The sequence below is a fragment of the Bifidobacterium rousetti genome (assembly GCF_008698235.1).
Classification (GTDB): domain Bacteria; phylum Actinomycetota; class Actinomycetes; order Actinomycetales; family Bifidobacteriaceae; genus Bifidobacterium; species Bifidobacterium rousetti.
Window position 1 is genome coordinate 252,972 of sequence record NZ_PEBH01000003.1, and the last position, 17,749, is coordinate 270,720.

Genomic DNA, 17,749 nt, shown 5'->3' on the forward strand with positions numbered 1-17,749 from the left:
TATCGATATCGCGTGCCATTCAGCCAAGTCGCCTCACCCGAGCATCGTCTTCGCCCATGCGATGAGCGCGACGAACGCGAGGAACCCGACGGAGACGAGTGTGTATCGCAGGAACATGCGGCGTTCGCGCTTGGCGCGCACCATGTCCAATCCCCAGCCTTCCGACGCGACCTGCGATTCGGCCCGCGCCCGACGCGCGATGTCCGCATCGATGCGTTCGCGGTATCTCGGCATGGTCACCGGCCCCGGCAGGGCGATGGAGGCGACCGACCGGACGGCCCGCAGGAGCGTGCACGCCGAACCGTACGCCATCGCGAGTGCGCCGCAGGCGTATCCGTCATGGGACAGCATCCATGTCACGATCAGGCCGATGACCCCCAGTACGATCAGCGCCCAGCGCATCCGGCCGAGCACACGGATGGCGCCCTCAGTCGGGCGTGCGACGAAGACGAAACACCAGACGGCCAGCGCGAGGAACGGCAGGCACGCGAAGGCGAAACCGATGCGGAAGCCGTTCATGGCCGGGGACGTGCCGAGCAGACGCATCACGACCTCCATGATGATGAACGCCACGGCCGCCAGCGCCAGCATCACCCCCATGACGAGCACTTTGCGGCGTTCGGTCGACGGTCTGACCGGCGGGGTGGCCCACCACCATTCGACCGTGCCCAGTTGCGGTCCGCGCTTCAGATAGGCGATGGCGATGGGATCGCCCGCCTCGGCGTCGCGGATCGTCGCCGCCGACCTGCGCCAGCCGACCACGTACGTGAGGGCGACCACGCTCAACGCGAACGCGCCTGACGCGAGCCACGGGTAGGCCCGGCTCAGCGCCGTGGCGTTGGTGACGCCGTTCAGGGTCTCATAGATCCCGCCGTCGTACGCATAGGCGTCGAGCCGCTGGCCGGGATGGTAGGCGAATTCCGAGTGTTTCCTGTGACGCAGCACGGAGTCACGCCCGTCGGCCGAGACCGTGACCTCGTTGTTCCGCGTGTCCACGGCTGTGACGACCGCCGCGACCGGCGTCCCCTGCACCGGCCCGCCGCTGCGATCGGTGCCGGCGACAACGGCCGCCACGAGGACCGCCAGGAACACCACCAGCCAGATCAGGGCCTTGGCGCGGATACGCGCGGCCGCGGCGCGTTCGGCGTCGGTCACCACGTTCGCGGCCGCGATTCCGGCGCCGAAGCCGGCATCGCTCCCCACGTCGCCATCGAACGGACTCTGATACGTATTCCCCATGACTCCATCGTGTCATCGCCCATGCGGGACACGTCCGCCGAAGAGATGAACAGTGCATGAACCGGCGATCAGCGCACGGCCAGATCGCGCACGGCCAGATCGCGCACGGCGAAGGCGCGGTAGGCGGCGACGAACCCGGCCACGACGATCAGCGCGGCCAGCGCGACGAACGCCGCCGGAGCCCGCCCGTCGATGATGTCCTGCGGCGTGGCGTAGCGGAACGGGGAGAGCACGCGCGCCACGACCGAGGCATCGTGGTCGGAGAACATGTCGTAGACGACGCCCGCGCCGTAGGCGACGACCACCGAGGCGTTGCCGATGGCGGCGCCGCGCTCGGGGCGCGCGCATGCCGCGGACGCGCACGCGCCGATCGCGCCGAACACGAGCATCACGGCGAACAGCCAGACACAGAACCGCCAGATCACCGTCGCGGCCGCACCGTCGTCGAGTCCCGGTACATCTCCCAGCATCGACAGGCACAGCAGCGACGAGACGAGGTTGACCGCGACGAACGCGACCGCGTCACCCAGCGCGGCCGTGAGCTTCGCGCTCAGGATCGTGGTACGCGACACGGGCCGCACGAACAGGAATTCGTAGGTGCCGTCCGTCAGCTCGCGCGACACCGCGTTGCGGGCGAGCGCGACCGCGTAGACGGCCGCCATGATGCCCGTGTAGAACTCGAGCACCGCGTAGTAGCCGGCGAATGTGGACATGTCGAGGTCGGCGATGCCCATGACGGCGAGCGCGACCTTCGGGAACGCGTCGGTGAGCTTGCGTACGGCGTCGGCGTCACCGCCGGCGATGCCCTCGAACTTCATCACGCCGGCGATGTTGAACAGGATGATCACCACGCTCCAGATCAGCCAGACCTTCATGTTGGCCTTCGACTCGCGTGCGATCATGGCGAATACGGCCCTCATCGCGGCACCGCCCGTCCTTCGTTGCCCTCGCTTCGACATCATTCGGCCCTCACCTCGCCGCGCGCGTACACGACGGCCCCAGCCGCCAGGCAGGCCACGGCCACCGCGGTGGCCAAAGCCACATAGCCCGCCTCGTAGCGCCCATGGTCCAGCGCCTCGGACACGTTGAACCAGGTGAACGGCGAGACGATGCGGTACTTGTCCTCGCCGGTCATCTCGGGCAGGGAGACGAGCATGAATCCGAGTATGCCGAATGTGGTCGCGATGCCGGATACGCTGCGGATCCGCCGCAGCAGCACGGCGGCCAGCGCACCGAAGGCGAGGAACAGCACGCCGACGCCAAGCAGCGACGACGCGGCGAGGATGAGCCGCGGCAGGGCGATGGAGGTCGCGGTGGGATCGTCGCGGAATCGCGTGTAGACCAGCGCGACCGAGGCGAGGAACGCCAAAGAAGCCACGACGACCATCGTGAGCCCGGCCGCGAGCTTGGCCGCGTAGATCGCGCCCCGCGGCATCGGCATGACGAACAGGAAGTCGGTGGCCTTCGCGCGCTTCTCACGTCCGAACACCGCCAATCCCCATGCGCAGGCCATGATCGCCATGGTCAGCATGAGGTAGAGCGAGCTGAACCGGTAGAAGCCGCCGAAGGAGAACACGTCGTCGTTGACGCCGAACAGCGCGGCGAACTGCGGCGGGAAGCCGTCGATCACCTGTTCGACGCTCGACTTGGAGTCGCGGTAGATCGGGTAGGCGCCCGCCAGCAGCAGGACGGCCACAGCGAGGAGCGTGGCCGCGCCGATGAGGAACGGGCGCAGCTGGGCCTTGAGTTCGAAGAGGTAGACGTGCACCGCGGTCGATACGTTCATCGGACCGACTCCGGCTGGTAGTAATGCATGAACACTTCCTCCAGCGTCGGCTCGGCGATCTCCACGTCCGTGAGCCTCATGCCGGCGAGCGCCGCGATGAGCGCGTTGCAGTCGCCCTCGTAGAGGAACGTGGCGGTATCCTCTTTTTCGCTTTCCACTCCCGGAACTCCCGAATTCAGCGACCTGACGCCGGGCATGGATTCAAGCGCCTGCACCGCGTGCGCACAATCGCTCCCCAGTCCGAGCGTCACACGCTTGACCGCGGACCGCCGCATCTCGGACACGCTGCGCACCGCGACGATCCGGCCCTCGCGGATGATCGCGACGCGGTCGCAGATGCGCTGCACTTCGGAGAGGATATGCGAGGAGAACAGCACCGTGGCGCCGCGCGCATGCTCCTCGCGAATCAGGTCGAAGAACGCGCGCTGCACGAGCGGGTCGAGGCCACTGGTCGGCTCATCGAGGATGATGAGCTTCGGCGAGTGCATCAGCCCCTGCACGATGCCGACCTTCTTGCGGTTGCCGAGCGACATGTCCTCGACCTTCTGATCGAGGTTCAAGCCGAGCCGGGTCGAGATCTCCTTGATGCGCGCCGAGCAGTCCGTGCGGTAGAAGCCCGCCGCATACTTGAGCAGGTCGCGGGCGCGCATGCCGTCGTAGTAGAACACCTCGCTGGGCAGGTAGCCCACCTGTTCGAGGATGCGCGTGCGGTCGCGCTCGCAGTCGAGGCCGAGGATGGACGCCTCGCCGCCCGTCTTGCGGATCAGGCCGAGCAATGTGCGGATCGTCGTCGACTTGCCCGCCCCGTTCGGTCCGATGAAGCCGAAGATCTCGCCCTGCCGCACGGTGAGGTTCACGTCCTCGATGCCCCGTGCCTTGCCGTATCGTTTGGTCAGGTGACGTGTGAGGATCGCCGGAACGTCATTCGTCGTGGTCATTGTCCCTCCTCGAGATGCCGTCGACTTCTCCTGCGATACAGGATAGGGGCACGCCGCTCACCTGTCATGCCTTCCTTACGGAATCCTTATGGCGTTCATATCGTGCGCGCAGAACAACGTCCCTCGGGCGCAATGGCCATCGCCCTGCTCATCACCATCATGAACACGCACGCCGCGAGCGCCGTCCGATCCGGCATGGACGAGGCCGCCGCATCCACCCTCGGCATGCGCGCCTCGTTCCGCGACGTGGCCATCGTGTGCGCGGTCTGCCTCGTCGCCTCCCTGTTCATCCGCGACCGCGGCCGCCGGGCCGAGTGAGCGGTTCCCGACGCGTATCGGCGGGGATCGCTCAGTTCATGACCGACAACATGTCCGATTTGTCCGATATTGGCGATATGTCCAGTAATGGGTACAATCAGAGAAAGCGTCATCGGAAAGGAACTGCCATGAGCACATTCGAGGCGATCCCCATTTCACAGATCAGCGAAGGTTCCGCGTACATCACCTCAGGCGACGGCAAGGCGATCCCACTGGACGCAGAGGAGCTGCGCCGAGCGTTCGACGCGATCGTGCACGGTGGTGGCGCGGATCTCATCACCACGGGCGAAGCCGCGCAGATCCTCGGCGTCTCCCCGAAGACGGTCGCGCGCATCCTCGACTCCGGCGAGATCCCATTCACAAGATACGGCTCGAAAGGCAACCGCATGGTCTCCCGAGCGAAAGTCGTCGCCTACCGCGATACATCCGAAGCCCATGGACGTCAGGCACTCGAGGACATGCGGGAGGCCGCCAGCCAAGGTGGATTGGACAGCGTCGATTACACCGCCTACCTGTCCCGTTTCAACTGAGACGGGACAGGTGAAACCCACTATGGTCATCGCCTTCCTCGATGCGAACATCTTCCCCCACACATGGTTGACGGACGTATTGCTCACGTTCGCCGACCATCATCTGTTCGACCCCCAGTTCTCCGACGACGTGCTCGAAGAGGCCCGATGCGCGTTCGTGGACGATCTGGGACATGACCCGATATGGGTGGATCGCTATCTCGCCGCCATCCGGGACATCAAACCGTACTACCTCGTCCCCTCCAAACCGGAATTGGCCGGCGAAGTCGTACTGCCTGACCCCGATGACCGTCATGTGGCGGCCGCAGCCCATAACGGCGACGCCGATGTAATCGTCACCTTCAATCTCAAGGACTTCCCGGCAAACCAACTTGCCAAAATCGGACTGGCCGCACGACACCCCGATACGTTCCTGACCTCCCTGGCCGAATCCCAACCGGAACAGGCGGTCAAGGCCATGCAGGAACTGGTATCGTCCAAGAAACATCCGCCGCGCACCATGCGTGAAGAGCTGGAGCGGCTCGAAGCTTCCGGCATGCCCGAGTTTTCCCGCACAATGTGTGGATTGCTTCACTTGTAAGCTCCGACAATCTAAGTCTTGGCGTTCCCGTTCGGGGCCGCTCGGCGGACGGCCCCAAACGAGCAGAGGACACGGTCTCTCAGTGGCGTTCGCCGGCGGCGACGGGGACGGTCACGGTGTTCTCGGCCGGGGCCAATGGGCAGGTGCAGTAGGGCGAGAACGCGCACGGCGGGTTGAAGGCGCGGTTGAAGTCCAGCAACACGTCCGACTCGCCATTCGGCTCCCCGTCGGCGTCCTCGGCGACCGTCGCGTTGAGGAAACGGCCGCTGCCGTAGGTGGTGTCGCCGTTGGTGGGATCACGGAAGATGATGAACAGCTCGCGGACGCCGTCCTTCACGCCTCCGTCGAACGCGATGAGGCGCTGTTCGACGCCCTGCGCCTCGAAGCGCACCACGCCGATGGCCTCGAGCGTGCTCGTCAGCCATTCGACGCGGGTGCTCACCACCGTGTCCTGCGACTCGCCGTACGGCTCGAACCGGCCCTCGATCCGCCACGCCGGGTCGAAGTCATAGGCCGGGATGCCCGTGAAATCACGGCGGAACTGCGATTCGGGGTCCCTCACGCGGATGCCGAACCGGCCGCCGCGCTCGATCACCGCGGCGCGGATCTGCCCGGCTTCGACGTACGATCCGTTCGCGGTGGCGTCGCTCGGCACACGCACGGGGCCGGCGATCGGCGTGCGATCGCCCTTGGCATCCACCAGCGTCAGCGCGTTGGACTGGTCGCCAGCACTGTCGGTTCCCTTACCGCTTTCCCCGGACGGCTGCGGCGTGAACATGACCTCGCCATCCTGTAACAGCCATTCGCCATTGATGCCCGGAATGACGGCCCTGAACCCGCCAAGCGCCTGCAACCAGTACAGTCCGGTCTGGGACAGCCATCCGTACGGCGCACACAGCCCCTCCTCACGTTGACGCCTCCATGCCAGCCAGTCGGCACGTTCATCCGACAGCACCCCGTCGGGCTGCGTGATCGTCGTGGAATCGGTCATCATACGCTCCTTTTCGATGTTTCGAGGTATCGGAGTCCGGCTTCCCTCGCCGTTCCTCCCCCATACGACCATACCGGTACGGTTCCAGTGCCGCCAGTCACCCCCTCCCAGAGACAACCCCGGTCCTGGGCGTACGTTCGCCCGGATATTCCCCCATCCTTTCCGGGCAAACGTACGGTAACGAGCACTCACTGTACGTTCGTCCGGACATTTCTTCGTCTCTTCCGAATCAACGTACGGTAGGTATCTGTTAACGTACGTTTGCCCGGATACGGCCGCAAAACACCCGGACAAACGTACGGCAATCCGGCAACCTGCCATCAAGATATGCCGTCGACACCGAGCCAGCTCGCCCCGATGCCGAACTTGGCCAGAATGATCACCGCATCCGGCATGACTCGTCCATCGTGGACGCCCATCGTCCTGATGCATCGCGATGGTCCGCATCCTGAGATTGCCGTACAAACCTGTCCCGCCGGCCTTGTACGTTCAGGAATCGCTAATTGAACAAGCATCTTCAGGGCAGGGTGAAATTCCCGATCGGCGGTACAGTCCGCTAGCCTCGCGAGCGATTGAGGGGCCGAACCGGTGAGATTCCGGTACCGACAGTCATAGTCTGGATGGAAGAAGTTGCGGCGGTGCGAGCATGCGCATGTATCGGCATGCCCTTGCGCGGCCCCTTTGACGACGCCCTGGCATTCCTTTGGAATCCAGGGTTTTCGCGTTTTCGGGGCCGCGCGAGGGCATGGTCCGGCATACCGCTCGCGTCAGCCTTCCCATGAACCCCTGGACATGCCCTATCGAGCGAAAGGGGATTCATGGACGATAGGGACTTCATGTCCGTGGCGCTGCGCCACGCACGGCTCGGAGCGGGCAGAGTCAACCCGAATCCGATGGTGGGCGCCGTCATCGTACGAGATGGCGAGATCATCGCCACCGGCCATCATGACCATTTCGGCGGCTGGCATGCCGAACGCGCCGCATTCGAGGCCGCGAAACGGGCGGGCGTCGACGTTCGCGGCGCCACCATCTACGTCACGTTGGAGCCCTGCTGCCATACCGGCAAGCAGCCGCCGTGCTCCAAGGCGCTCATCGATGCGGGACTGGCCCGCGTGGTGGTCGGCTCCCCCGATCCGAATCCTCTGGTTTCCGGCAAGGGTGTGAATCAGCTGCGCGACGCCGGCATCGAGGTCGTCGAAGGCGTATTGCGGGACGAATGCGACCGGCTCAACGAGATCTTCCTGCATGCCATCACCACGCGCACGCCGTTCGTCATGCTCAAATACGCGATGACGCTGGACGGCCGCATCGCCACCTCGACGGGTCTGTCCCGTTGGATCACCGGCGAGGATGCGCGCCGCCGCGTGCACGAGGATCGCGGCAGGTTCGCCTCGATCATGGTGGGCGTGGGCACCGTGCTGGCGGACGATCCGCAGCTCACCTGCCGCATCGGCGGCGGTCACGATCCGGTGCGCGTGGTGTGCGACACCCATTTGCGCACGCCGATCGACGCGATGATCGTCGCCACCGCGCGCGAGACGCCGACGATCATCGCCACGACGGTCGACGATGAACGGCGTACGCTCCCCTACCGTGAGGCCGGATGCGAGATCCTTCGCGTGGACGCTGACGATGACGGTCACGTGAGCGTCGCCGGGATCGTGAGGGCACTCGGCGAGCATGGATTGGACAGCGTGATGATCGAGGGCGGCGGAACGCTGGCGTGGTCGGCGCTGCGAGATCATGTGGTGTCCAAGGTGAGCGCCTACGTCGCGCCGAAGCTGTTCGGCGGACGAAACGCCCCCGGCCCGGTGGGCGGCGAGGGGGTCGAGGCTCCCGATGACGCCTTCCGCATCATCGATCGCACCGTCGCCACGGTGGGCAGCGACATCGTCATCGAGGGAGGTGTCGAGTATGTTCACGGGAATCGTTGAGGATTTGGGCACGGTCGTGCGATTGGATCGCGGCGCCGATTTCGCCCATCTGACCGTCGACTCGCCGGTGGCGGTGACCGACCGGACGGCCATCGGCGAAAGTATCGCCGTCAACGGCGTGTGCCTGACCGTGACGGCCGTACAGGGCACGGCGTTCACCGCGGACGTGATGCACGAGACGCTGCGCCGCTCCTCCCTCGGAACCTTACGGCGCGGCGACCATGTCGATGTGGAGCGAGCGATGCCCGCCGACGGCCGTTTCTCCGGACACATCGTCTCCGGGCACATCGACGGCACCGGCGTGATCGAGTCGATCACGCCCGACGGCATCGCGAAGGTCTATACGATCCGCGCGCCGTACGAGCTCATGCGGTTCATCGCCGAGAAGGGGTCGATCGCCGTCGAGGGCATCAGTCTGACGGTGACGACCGTGACGGAGACCGCATTCGGCGTCTCCCTCATCCCGCATACCGCCTCGCGCACGGTGCTTGCCGAGCGCGGCGTCGACGACACCGTCAATCTCGAAACCGATCCGATCGCGAAATACGTGGATCGTCTGCTCACGATGCCGGCACACGGGGCCACCGTCAGTGACGGCGCAGGATGTTCCGGAGCGATCACCGAGAACTTCCTCATCGAACACGGATTTTGACATGCGCACGAACCTCTTCACAGACAAAGGACACAATATGACTTCATCGAACACCGATCAGACGAATACCGATCAGGTGGCACGCGCGATCCGCGACATCCGGGCGGGACGCATCGTCGTCGTGGCGGACGACGAGGGACGCGAGAACGAGGGCGACCTCATCTGCGCCGCCCGCCACGCCACGCCGAGCAACATCGCCTTCATGGCCTCGCACGGCCGGGGGCTCATCTGCACGCCGATGAGCGCCGAGCTGGCATCGCGACTCGAACTGCCGCCGATGGTCGCCACGAACACGGACAACCATCACACGGCGTTCACCGTGTCCATCGACCATGTGACCACGTCCACCGGCATCAGCGCGCGCGACCGTTCGCTGACCGCACTGGCCTGCATCGACCCGAATACGCGGCCGGAGGACTTCCGCCGCCCCGGGCACATGTTCCCGCTGGTGGCGCGCGAAGGCGGCGTGCTGGAACGCAACGGACACACCGAGGCGACCGTCGATCTGGCCCGGCTGGCCGGATTCGAGCCGTGCGGCCTGTGCTGCGAGATGATGAAGGAGGACGGCACGATGATGCGACGCGGCGATCTCGAACGGTTCGCCGCCGAGCACGATCTCGCGTACATCACCATCGCCCAGCTGCAGGAGTACCGGCGCACGCACGCGTTCCCGAGCGTGGTGCGTCGCGTCGCACAGGTGGATCTGCCCACCGACTACGGACGGTTCACAATGGTCGGCTATGAATCCGAGGACGGCGGCGAGCATGTGGAGCTGGTGATGGGCGACGACATCCTCGCCGCGATGGCCGACACGGAAAACGCGTCCGGCGCATCAGATACGGCGGCGGCGATCCCGCCCGTGCTGTGCCGCATCCACTCGCAGTGCATGACCGGCGACGTGTTCGGATCCCAGCGCTGCGACTGCGGTCCGCAGCTGCACGAGGCGATGCGTCGCGTGGCCGATTCGGGCCGCGGCGTGATCCTCTACTTAAGCCAGGAGGGTCGTGGCATAGGACTCCTTAACAAGCTGCGCACGTATGAGCTGCAGGAGCAGGGCTTCGACACGCTTGACGCGAATCTGAAGCTCGGCTTCCCCGCCGATGCACGCGAGTATGACACGGCGGCGGCCATGCTGCGCGATCTCGGCATCGTATCCGTCGACCTGATGACGAACAACCCGGACAAGATCGGTCAGCTGGAACGTGCCGGCGTCACCGTCGCATCCCGCGTGCCGATCGTCATCCCGCCGAACGCGTTCGACGCGAACTACCTGTCCACCAAACAACGGCGCATGGGACACCTGTTGGGCGTCCCCGCGACCGCCACAACCACCACAACCACCACTGCAACAATCACCAAGGAGAACTGACATGACCGTATTCGAAGGCCAGCTGGTCGCGAACACCACCACCCTCACCGAAAGCGCAGCGAACGCGCCGATCCGCATCGGCATCGTCGTCGCCCGTTTCAACGAGTTCATCACCTCGAAGCTATTGTCTGGCGCACAGGACGGTCTGCGCCGTCACGGCGTGGCCGACGAGAACATCGACGTGGCGTGGGTGCCCGGCTCGTTCGAGATCCCGATCGCGGCCAAGCGCATGGTGTCGACCGGCCGCTACGACGCGGTAATCTGCCTCGGCGCGATCATCCGCGGCTCCACTTCTCACTACGACCTCGTATGCAACGAGACCGCGAAGGGCATCGCACAGGTGTCGCTGAGCTCCGACGTGCCGGTGCTCTTCGGCGTGATCACCACCGAGAACATCGAACAGGCCATCGAACGCGCCGGCACCAAGGCCGGCAACAAGGGCTTCGACTGCGCGCTCGGCGCCATCGAGATGATCAACGTACTGCGCGCCATCGGCGACGGCGAGTGATTGGCATAGCCGACGTAACCGACGTAGATGTACGCCCATGACCGACCCCAACGGGAATCCGGTCCTAGGCGTACGTTCGCCCGGATATTCCCCCATCCTTTCCGGGCAAACGTACGGTGAGTGCCCGTCAACGTACGTTTGCCCGGATACGACCGCAAAACACCCGGGCGAACGTACGGTTCACCGCCCATAGCACGGTGCCGTACACGAGTCCGACCACGGTCACCACCACAAGCCAGACGACGCCGGCCATTCCGGTGAAATCCGTATGCCACCACCATCCCGTCAGGACGGCGAGCGACACACCCGCCACGGCGAACATCACCTCGTTACGGCGCAACGTCGGTTGCGCCAATAGCATGTCCGCCAACAGCCGACGCACATACAGGAACTGGACGACCATCAATACCCCGACCAGCACGACCAGCTTCCAGAACCCCGGTGGCACGGGACGATCAGCCCCCAAAGCAAAGACGACCACCCACCCGAGGAAGCACACCACGCTCTCCGCCCCGGAGATGACCGCCGTCCTCCGCTTCGACGGTTCCACCTGTCCGATCGGTTTCATGCGCCCCATTTCGCCAGTCTTGTTTCCGCTTCCCGCTCCGGTTACTCGTCACTCCATCGTATCGCCGCCCTGAGCTTCGTAATAGCGCACCAACGGCAGAAACAGCTCGTCCACGACGGCGCCGATGTCCGATTCCGAGAGCGGCCGCATGTCGCGGATGATGGCGGCCCGGCCCAGATCGCCCGGCATGTGCATCAGGGTTTCCGGCAGTTCGCCGGCAACATCCCCGTGCTGCTCGCCGCCCGCGGCATCATGGGCGCAGGAGCCGGCATCGTCATACCGATGGGGCAGGCCCTGCTGAGCATCATGTTCCGCGGAGGCGAACTGTCGCGCGCGATGACCGCATGGGCCATCGCGGGCACGCTGGGCGTGCCGTTCGGCCCCGTCGTCGGCGGCGCCGTCACCGCGATATTCGGATGGCGCGGCATCTTCGTCGCTCGTCATCGCGATCACAACCACCGCCGTAGCAGCGATCTCGCGCAAGCACAACCCACACGATTGACAGTGGCGGCATCACCGCATGAGCCGCATGACCTCTGATCTCCGATTCGTCTGGCACCGTCAATCTGCCCGATGCCCGCTGCGATACGGCGCGAGCGCGCACTTCGTCAAACCGCATCATAAGCCGTCCCATCGGCCGTCCTGCAGAGACGCAGCAAACACTAAAGCAGACTTTTGGCATCGACTACAGCAATATTATGGCAATGGCTACAGCAATATTCAATATTATGGCAATGGCTACAGCAATGTTATGGTATATCGACTGCACGCATTCCCAAACCAAGCCGGAACTCATCGAGATCAAATCCGGGCGCATGTACCATGACAGGTTCGCAAGGCATCTACGATCGGTTGGCACATTGCTGAACGTTCCGGAAACGAACCGCACGGTTGCCATGCGAATCGACACCCCATACATCGATCACGGCATCAACGTATGCCCCATCCGCAATCTGCTGCTGCGGGGGGAACCTCCCGTCGCATGATTCACGGTTCCTCCATTTCGCTGATTCGCCATTACCTTACATCGACTGGATTCTCTTTGGGCGAGCCCTTGTATTGTTTCAAAGACAACCCCGGCTATGGGCGTCCGTCCGTCCGGGTATTCCTTCATCTCTTCCGGATAAACGTACGGTAGGTATCTGTTAACGTACGTTTGCCCGGATACAACCACAAAACACCCGGGCAAACGTACGGCACCCCGCCGCCGACAGTCACACCCCCGCCATTCCAGCCCTTCCGTTACCATGGTAGGCGGTGGTTTGGCATGAAATCGGCCGCTATGCGGACGCGCGCCGCATGGAAGCGGACGACAAGGCGAGATGACGGCAACGCGACCTACGGACGGCGACCGTCAATCGTGTGTCAATCTGCATGCACGAACCAAAGAAACGGCGGAATTCCAACATTTTTAAGGAGTGACTGCACCTCATGGCAGAATTCGTGTTCCAAATGATCAAGGCCCGCAAGGCGTTCGGCGACCGCGTCATCCTCGATGACGTGACGCTGAGCTTCCTGCCGGGCGCGAAGATCGGCGTGGTGGGCCCCAACGGCATGGGCAAGTCCACGCTCCTGAAGATCATGGCCGGCATCGAGCATGTCTCCAACGGCGAGGCCACGCTCACCCCCGGCTACACGGTCGGCATCCTGCAGCAGGAGCCGCCGCTGGACGACACCAAGACCGTCGGCGAGAACATCAAGATGGCGTTCGGCCCGATCGCGGAGAAGGTCGCCCGCTTCAACCAGATCGGCGAGGAGATGGCCAACCCGGACGCCGACTTCGACGCGCTGATGGAGGAGATGGGCAAGCTCCAGACCGAGATCGACGCCGCCAACGGCTGGGATCTCGACTCCCAGCTCGATCAGGCGATGGACGCCCTGCAGTGCCCGGACCCGGACACCCCGGTCTCCGTGTGCTCCGGCGGCGAGCGCCGCCGTGTGGCCCTGTGCAAGCTCCTGCTCGAGGCCCCGGACCTGCTGCTGCTCGACGAGCCCACCAACCACCTCGACGCCGAGTCGATCCTGTGGCTGGAACAGTTCCTGCACCAGTACAAGGGCGCCGTCATCGCCGTCACCCACGACCGTTACTTCATGGACAACGTGGCCGAGTGGATCTGCGAGGTCGACCGCGGCCACCTGTACCCGTACAAGGGCAACTACTCCACGTATCTGGAGACCAAGGCCAAGCGTATGGAGATCCAGGGCGCCAAGGACGCCAAGCTCGCCAAGCGTCTCAAGGACGAGCTCGACTGGGTGCGCTCCTCGCCGAAGGCCCGTCAGGCCAAGAACAAGGCCCGTCTGGAGAGGTACGACCAGATGGAGGCCGAGGCCCGCAACAACAAGAAGCTCGACTTCTCCGAGATCCAGATCCCGGCCGGCCCGCGTCTGGGTTCGCTGGTGCTCGAGGCCAAGCACATCCACAAGGCGTTCGGCGACCGCGTGCTCATCGACGACCTGTCCTTCACGCTGCCGCGCAACGGCATCGTCGGCGTGATCGGCCCGAACGGCGTGGGCAAGTCCACGCTGTTCAAGACCATCGTCGGTCTGGAACCGCTCACCAGCGGCGAGCTGAAGATCGGCGACACCGTCAAGATCAGCTACGTCGACCAGAACCGCGAGGGCCTCGACCCGAACAAGAACCTGTGGGAGGCGGTCTCCGGCGGTCTCGACTTCATCGAGGTGGCCGGCGTCGAGGTGCCGACCCGCGCCTACGTGGCGAGCTTCGGCTTCAAGGGCTCCGACCAGCAGAAGCTCACCGGCGTGCTTTCCGGCGGCGAGCGCAACCGTCTGAACCTGGCCCTGACCCTGAAGCAGGGCGGCAACCTGCTGCTGCTCGACGAGCCCACCAACGACCTCGACGTCGAGACGCTCGAGAGCCTCGAGAACGCGCTGCTCGGCTTCCCCGGCTGCGCCGTCGTGATCTCCCACGACCGTTGGTTCCTCGACCGCGTCGCCACGCACATCCTCGCGTGGGAGGGCGATGACGAGAACCCTGCCAAGTGGTACTGGTTCGAGGGCAACTTCCAGGCGTACCAGGAGAACCGCGTCGCCCGCCTCGGCGAGGATGCGGCTCGCCCGCACCGCCTGCACAGGAAGCTGACGCGCTAGTACATGCATACCGGCTTTCTCTCCCCCAGTCAGCTTCGCTGACAGCCCCCTCGTCAGAGGGGGCCGGAATTATCGGGCCTTTCTCCGCCGCGGATAACCGCCGACGGCCGGAGGAAGGCCCTTACCATATCCGCGTTACCATTGCGCGATAACCCGATGTTCACGTTGCACATACGCTCGTAACAATCGCCTCCGGCACGGGTAACGCCCCGTCGCTACAGTATGAGCAAACGACAGTGAACCGAGCAAGTACATCAGGGGGAGAACATGACCGATGACACCTTGACGCCGCTGGAGCATCTGGTGAAGGTGCTCAAACTGGGCAAGCCCTCGGATTATCGCAACCACACGTACGTCAACGGCGAGAGCCTCTACTTCCCCACAGGCCGCGTCTACGGCGGCCAGGTCATCGCGCAGTCGCTGATGGCCGCGGCCAAGACGGTGCCGCTCAACCGTCTGCCGCATTCGATCCACGGGTATTTCGTGGCTCCCGGCGACATCCGTCAGGATCTGCTGTTCGACGTCGAGAAGCTGCGCGACGGGCGCTCCTTCTCCGCGCGCCGCGTCAACGTGACGCAGGCCGAGGGGGCGATCCTCACGGCGATCGCCTCGTTCCAGGTCGAGGGGCAGTCCGGCGTGGAGTTCGCCGATCCGATGCCGTCCGACCTGCCCGACCCGGAGTCGCTCACCAGCGCGAAGGAGCTGATGGAGCCGTACGCCGGCAAGTCGCCGTTCGCGAACTATTACGTGAAGAAGTCGCCGTTCGACATCCGCCATATCACGCGCACGATCATGCTGGGCCCGGACAAGGAGTCGGCCGCCGCCGATTCCGGACGGCAGATGGTGTGGATGAAGGCCGATGGCGAGGTCGACGTGCCGCAGCTCATGCACCGCGCGATGCTGGCGCTCGGCTGCGATCAGGTGATGATGGAGCCGGTGCTGCGTCGCGCCGGCCTGTCGATCTCGACGCCCGGCATCTCCTATGCGTCGATCGACCATTCGATGTGGTGGTACCGCGACGTGGACATCAACCAGTGGCATCTGTACGTGCAGGACACGCCGACCGCCGCGCACGGCCGCGGACTGGGCCTCGCGAAGGTGTATTCACAGGACGGCGAACTGGTCGCGGCGATCGCGCAGGAAGCGATGATCCGCGTGCCGCGCGACTGAGTCGCGCTAGCGCACGGTCTTGGCGGCGGCGGGGGCGACGCCGCGTTCCCGCTCGGCCCGCTTCATCTTGGGATTCTCCGGGCCTTCGGTGGGCGGCAGCTGGCACAGCCACTCCCCCACCAGTCCGATGACCATGTCGATCAGGCAGACCACGGCCGTCACCGCACATTCCAGCACCGCCTGCGAGTAGAAGTCAGCCTCGATGTGCCCGATGGTGGGGATGATCTGGCCGCCATACCATCCGGCGAGCATCGCACCGGCCAGCGCGAGCGCCTTGGAGAGCACCAGCGTGTCGAACGCGAGCCGCGGATTGATGAAGGTGCTGGGACGTTTGCGCGGGTCCGTGGTGGCGTATTTATGCACGTTCAGCGCGAGCACCAGCACGAGAATGCCGATCGCGATCAATAGCGCCGCGACGAACCACGGCGCGCCGATCAGGGTGAGGTTGAAGCGTTCGCCGAGCTCCGCGACGACGGCTCCGGCGACCGCGCCCAACGCGAGGGCGAGGGCCGGCTGCCACCAAGGCGTGCGTTTCGCGCTCATCGGACGGCACCTCCCAGAATCCAGTTGTCGGACAGCATGCCGACGCGCGCCGCATCGGGCGCCATCGCCAACAGGAACGACACCGGGTCGCCGCCGAGCGTGGCGTTCGGGTCCATGTCCATCCACGGGGCGAGCACGGAGGCGTGTTCGCGCGCGGAGGGCCACGGCACGCGGCAGTCGGGTTCGTCCGATTCGACGCCCTCCATGTCGACCAGATCGAGGTCGACGGCGTCGTCATGCGACCGTCCGATGGCGTCGAGCGCGCTGATCAGGGCTCGCGCGCCGAGTCTGGTCTCGATCTGGATGACCGCGGACATCGCGTCGGGGCCGTCGAAGTTGCTCACATGGTAGAGGGGCGAGATGCCTTCGACCTGATTGCCGGGGATGCCCTCGAGCGAGACGATCGCCTCGCGGAACAGCCGTTCGGCGTCGGCGGAGGTCGAGTCCATCGAGATCACGGCCTTGCTGGGGATCATCGCGCCGTCCCCCTGAGCGGCAGGCTGTGGAATGGCCTCCGGCACCCGTTCGGCCGGCATCGTCGTCGACGCGACGCTCATCCAATCCTTCGCGACGAGTTCGACCGGCGGCGTGTCCGGATCGGATTCGGCGAGCAGCCCTTCGGCGAGCTCGGACACCGGACCGCCGTGGATGCCGGGCAGATCGGCCTTGGGGTCCAACGCCGCCCACGGCACGAGCACGAACGCCCGCTGCCATGCGCGCGGATGCGGCAGGGTCAGGGTCGGATCGTCCGATTCGACGCCGTCGTAATCGATGATGTCGAGGTCGAGCGTGCGATCGGACCAGTGCGTGTCACGCGTGCGCCCGTGATCGGCCTCGATGTGCGACAGCTCCCGCAACAGGCCGGCCGCGTCAAGCGTGGTCGTCACCTCGACCACGGCGTTGAGGAAATCGGACGTGCCGTCGGGCATGCCCCATGCGGCGGTGCGATACAGCGGCGAGACCCCGATGACCTGCGTGCCGTCCAATGCGTCGATGCGGCGCACGGCGTCGCGCAACGTCGATTCGACATCGCCCTGATTGCCGCCGAGCGCGATCACCGCGCGATGGACGCTGTCCGACGCGGCGGACACAGCCGATGCGGACACAGCGGACACATCCGAGGCAGACACGGCCAATTCGCGGGTGCGATCGATCGTGACGGCCACGTCGTCGAACGGCACGGTGATCGGCGCGTGCGGCTTGTGCACGGTGACTTCGACCTCGCGGATCGCCGTATCGACCGCGAACACCCTGTCGACGATGTCCTGCGCGAGTTTCTCGATGAGATCGACGTGATCGCCTTCGATGACGTCGACGATGGCCGCGGCGACCTTCCCGTAGTCGACGGTGTCACCGAGCGCGTCGGTACGACCGGCACGGGCCAGATCGAGATGCAATGTGGCGTCGACGATGAACGGCTGCGCGCGTTCGTGTTCGAAGTCGAGCACACCGTGCGTGCCGTTCGCACGCACGCCGGTCAGTCGGATGATGTCCATCGGGTTACCGAATTCCTTT

General features: G+C 65.0%; 20 protein-coding genes and 1 riboswitch. Of the genes, 11 read left to right on the forward strand and 9 right to left on the reverse strand.

Annotation, left to right across the window (positions count from 1 at the left end):
- Positions 1-33: 33 nt before the first annotated feature.
- The 4 genes from CSQ85_RS05540 to CSQ85_RS05555 all read right to left on the reverse strand — a co-directional run bounded on the left by CSQ85_RS05540 (position 34) and on the right by CSQ85_RS05555 (position 3,963).
- A complete protein-coding gene (locus tag CSQ85_RS05540) occupies positions 34-1,239 on the reverse strand; it encodes a hypothetical protein (RefSeq protein ID WP_150383209.1) in 1,206 nt (401 codons plus the stop codon).
- Positions 1,240-1,307: 68 nt separating this feature from the next.
- Positions 1,308-2,159 carry an ABC transporter permease gene (locus tag CSQ85_RS05545; RefSeq protein ID WP_190972911.1) on the reverse strand — a complete coding sequence of 284 codons (852 nt, stop codon included), beginning with the start codon at positions 2,157-2,159 and terminating at the stop codon, positions 1,308-1,310.
- A 38-nt stretch (positions 2,160-2,197) separates the two neighbouring features.
- Positions 2,198-3,025: an ABC transporter permease subunit gene (locus CSQ85_RS05550; RefSeq protein ID WP_150383211.1), complete on the reverse strand. Its 828-nt coding sequence runs from the start codon at positions 3,023-3,025 to the stop codon at positions 2,198-2,200.
- The gene (locus CSQ85_RS05555; protein WP_150383212.1) at positions 3,022-3,963 is read right to left on the reverse strand and encodes an ABC transporter ATP-binding protein; all 942 of its coding nucleotides are present in this window, start codon (positions 3,961-3,963) and stop codon (positions 3,022-3,024) included. Before CSQ85_RS05555 ends, CSQ85_RS05550 begins: the two co-directional genes overlap by 4 nt.
- Positions 3,964-4,065: 102 nt before the next feature.
- Here CSQ85_RS05555 and CSQ85_RS05560 point away from each other — a divergent pair, with 102 nt between their 5' ends.
- The 3 genes from CSQ85_RS05560 (at position 4,066) to CSQ85_RS05570 (ending at position 5,391) form a co-directional block, all read left to right on the forward strand.
- Entirely contained in the window at positions 4,066-4,281 is a 216-nt protein-coding gene (locus CSQ85_RS05560) for a hypothetical protein (protein ID WP_223846860.1), read from the forward strand.
- A 128-nt stretch (positions 4,282-4,409) separates the two neighbouring features.
- On the forward strand, positions 4,410-4,811 hold the full coding sequence (locus CSQ85_RS05565) for a helix-turn-helix domain-containing protein (RefSeq protein WP_190972912.1): 402 nt from the start codon (positions 4,410-4,412) through the stop codon (positions 4,809-4,811).
- Positions 4,812-4,833: 22 nt separating this feature from the next.
- Positions 4,834-5,391 carry a PIN domain-containing protein gene (locus CSQ85_RS05570; RefSeq protein WP_150383214.1) on the forward strand — a complete coding sequence of 186 codons (558 nt, stop codon included), beginning with the start codon at positions 4,834-4,836 and terminating at the stop codon, positions 5,389-5,391.
- 79 nt (positions 5,392-5,470) lie between these two features.
- Here CSQ85_RS05570 and CSQ85_RS05575 read toward each other — a convergent pair whose 3' ends face one another.
- The gene (locus CSQ85_RS05575) at positions 5,471-6,382 is read right to left on the reverse strand and encodes a DUF1684 domain-containing protein (RefSeq protein WP_190972913.1); all 912 of its coding nucleotides are present in this window, start codon (positions 6,380-6,382) and stop codon (positions 5,471-5,473) included.
- Positions 6,383-6,891: 509 nt separating this feature from the next.
- Positions 6,892-7,018: riboswitch (FMN riboswitch) on the forward strand.
- 182 nt (positions 7,019-7,200) lie between these two features.
- Here CSQ85_RS05575 and ribD point away from each other — a divergent pair.
- From ribD to ribH, 4 genes are read left to right on the forward strand one after another with little or no spacing between them, the layout of a single operon-like run.
- Positions 7,201-8,316, forward strand: coding sequence for a bifunctional diaminohydroxyphosphoribosylaminopyrimidine deaminase/5-amino-6-(5-phosphoribosylamino)uracil reductase RibD (gene ribD / locus CSQ85_RS05580; RefSeq protein WP_150383216.1), 1,116 nt, complete (start codon positions 7,201-7,203; stop codon positions 8,314-8,316).
- The gene (locus CSQ85_RS05585; RefSeq protein ID WP_150383217.1) at positions 8,297-8,968 is read left to right on the forward strand and encodes a riboflavin synthase; all 672 of its coding nucleotides are present in this window, start codon (positions 8,297-8,299) and stop codon (positions 8,966-8,968) included. The genes ribD and CSQ85_RS05585 overlap by 20 nt, the downstream gene beginning before the upstream one ends.
- 37 nt (positions 8,969-9,005) lie before the next feature.
- Entirely contained in the window at positions 9,006-10,337 is a 1,332-nt protein-coding gene (gene ribB, locus CSQ85_RS05590; RefSeq protein WP_150383218.1) for a 3,4-dihydroxy-2-butanone-4-phosphate synthase, read from the forward strand.
- A 1-nt stretch (position 10,338) separates the two neighbouring features.
- Positions 10,339-10,845: a 6,7-dimethyl-8-ribityllumazine synthase gene (gene ribH, locus CSQ85_RS05595; RefSeq protein WP_150383219.1), complete on the forward strand. Its 507-nt coding sequence runs from the start codon at positions 10,339-10,341 to the stop codon at positions 10,843-10,845.
- Between the two features lie 127 nt (positions 10,846-10,972).
- Here the strand turns inward: ribH and CSQ85_RS05600 are convergent, their stop codons facing one another.
- Entirely contained in the window at positions 10,973-11,413 is a 441-nt protein-coding gene (locus CSQ85_RS05600; protein WP_150383220.1) for a hypothetical protein, read from the reverse strand.
- A gap of 48 nt (positions 11,414-11,461) precedes the next feature.
- Positions 11,462-11,602, reverse strand: coding sequence for a hypothetical protein (locus CSQ85_RS13030; RefSeq protein WP_190972914.1), 141 nt, complete (start codon positions 11,600-11,602; stop codon positions 11,462-11,464).
- Between CSQ85_RS13030 and CSQ85_RS05605 the strand changes: the two genes are divergently transcribed.
- From CSQ85_RS05605 to CSQ85_RS05620, 4 genes are all read left to right on the forward strand, one after another.
- Positions 11,603-11,953, forward strand: coding sequence for an MFS transporter (locus CSQ85_RS05605; RefSeq protein WP_150383221.1), 351 nt, complete (start codon positions 11,603-11,605; stop codon positions 11,951-11,953).
- A gap of 158 nt (positions 11,954-12,111) precedes the next feature.
- Complete coding sequence (locus tag CSQ85_RS05610; protein ID WP_150383222.1) at positions 12,112-12,399, forward strand: hypothetical protein; 288 nt, start codon at positions 12,112-12,114, stop codon at positions 12,397-12,399.
- A gap of 445 nt (positions 12,400-12,844) precedes the next feature.
- A complete protein-coding gene (gene ettA / locus CSQ85_RS05615) occupies positions 12,845-14,521 on the forward strand; it encodes an energy-dependent translational throttle protein EttA (RefSeq protein WP_150383223.1) in 1,677 nt (558 codons plus the stop codon).
- Between the two features lie 267 nt (positions 14,522-14,788).
- Positions 14,789-15,691, forward strand: coding sequence for an acyl-CoA thioesterase (locus CSQ85_RS05620; RefSeq protein WP_150383224.1), 903 nt, complete (start codon positions 14,789-14,791; stop codon positions 15,689-15,691).
- 6 nt (positions 15,692-15,697) lie between these two features.
- Here the strand turns inward: CSQ85_RS05620 and CSQ85_RS05625 are convergent, their stop codons facing one another.
- Positions 15,698-16,234 (reverse strand): DUF3180 domain-containing protein, encoded by a 537-nt coding sequence (locus tag CSQ85_RS05625; protein ID WP_150383225.1) that lies wholly within the window; start codon positions 16,232-16,234, stop codon positions 15,698-15,700.
- The gene (gene folK / locus CSQ85_RS05630) at positions 16,231-17,730 is read right to left on the reverse strand and encodes a 2-amino-4-hydroxy-6-hydroxymethyldihydropteridine diphosphokinase (RefSeq protein ID WP_150383226.1); all 1,500 of its coding nucleotides are present in this window, start codon (positions 17,728-17,730) and stop codon (positions 16,231-16,233) included. Before folK ends, CSQ85_RS05625 begins: the two co-directional genes overlap by 4 nt.
- Positions 17,731-17,749: the final 19 nt, after the last annotated feature.

Bases quoted from the DNA above. Each gene is read 5' to 3' on its own strand.
- CSQ85_RS05600 (WP_150383220.1), bottom strand. From the start codon at position 11,413: ATGAAACCGATCGGACAGGTGGAACCGTCGAAGCGGAGGACGGCGGTC.
- CSQ85_RS05545 (WP_190972911.1), bottom strand. From the start codon at position 2,159: ATGAGGGCCGTATTCGCCATGATCGCACGCGAGTCGAAGGCCAACATG.
- folK (WP_150383226.1), bottom strand. From the start codon at position 17,730: ATGGACATCATCCGACTGACCGGCGTGCGTGCGAACGGCACGCACGGT.
- CSQ85_RS05570 (WP_150383214.1), top strand. From the start codon at position 4,834: ATGGTCATCGCCTTCCTCGATGCGAACATCTTCCCCCACACATGGTTG.
- CSQ85_RS05550 (WP_150383211.1), bottom strand. From the start codon at position 3,025: ATGAACGTATCGACCGCGGTGCACGTCTACCTCTTCGAACTCAAGGCC.
- CSQ85_RS05555 (WP_150383212.1), bottom strand. From the start codon at position 3,963: ATGACCACGACGAATGACGTTCCGGCGATCCTCACACGTCACCTGACC.
- CSQ85_RS05575 (WP_190972913.1), bottom strand. From the start codon at position 6,382: ATGACCGATTCCACGACGATCACGCAGCCCGACGGGGTGCTGTCGGAT.
- ribB (WP_150383218.1), top strand. From the start codon at position 9,006: ATGACTTCATCGAACACCGATCAGACGAATACCGATCAGGTGGCACGC.
- CSQ85_RS05565 (WP_190972912.1), top strand. From the start codon at position 4,410: ATGAGCACATTCGAGGCGATCCCCATTTCACAGATCAGCGAAGGTTCC.
- CSQ85_RS05620 (WP_150383224.1), top strand. From the start codon at position 14,789: ATGACCGATGACACCTTGACGCCGCTGGAGCATCTGGTGAAGGTGCTC.
- ettA (WP_150383223.1), top strand. From the start codon at position 12,845: ATGGCAGAATTCGTGTTCCAAATGATCAAGGCCCGCAAGGCGTTCGGC.
- CSQ85_RS13030 (WP_190972914.1), bottom strand. From the start codon at position 11,602: ATGCCGGGCGATCTGGGCCGGGCCGCCATCATCCGCGACATGCGGCCG.
- CSQ85_RS05625 (WP_150383225.1), bottom strand. From the start codon at position 16,234: ATGAGCGCGAAACGCACGCCTTGGTGGCAGCCGGCCCTCGCCCTCGCG.
- ribH (WP_150383219.1), top strand. From the start codon at position 10,339: ATGACCGTATTCGAAGGCCAGCTGGTCGCGAACACCACCACCCTCACC.
- CSQ85_RS05610 (WP_150383222.1), top strand. From the start codon at position 12,112: ATGGCAATGGCTACAGCAATATTCAATATTATGGCAATGGCTACAGCA.
- ribD (WP_150383216.1), top strand. From the start codon at position 7,201: ATGGACGATAGGGACTTCATGTCCGTGGCGCTGCGCCACGCACGGCTC.
- CSQ85_RS05540 (WP_150383209.1), bottom strand. From the start codon at position 1,239: ATGGGGAATACGTATCAGAGTCCGTTCGATGGCGACGTGGGGAGCGAT.
- CSQ85_RS05585 (WP_150383217.1), top strand. From the start codon at position 8,297: ATGTTCACGGGAATCGTTGAGGATTTGGGCACGGTCGTGCGATTGGAT.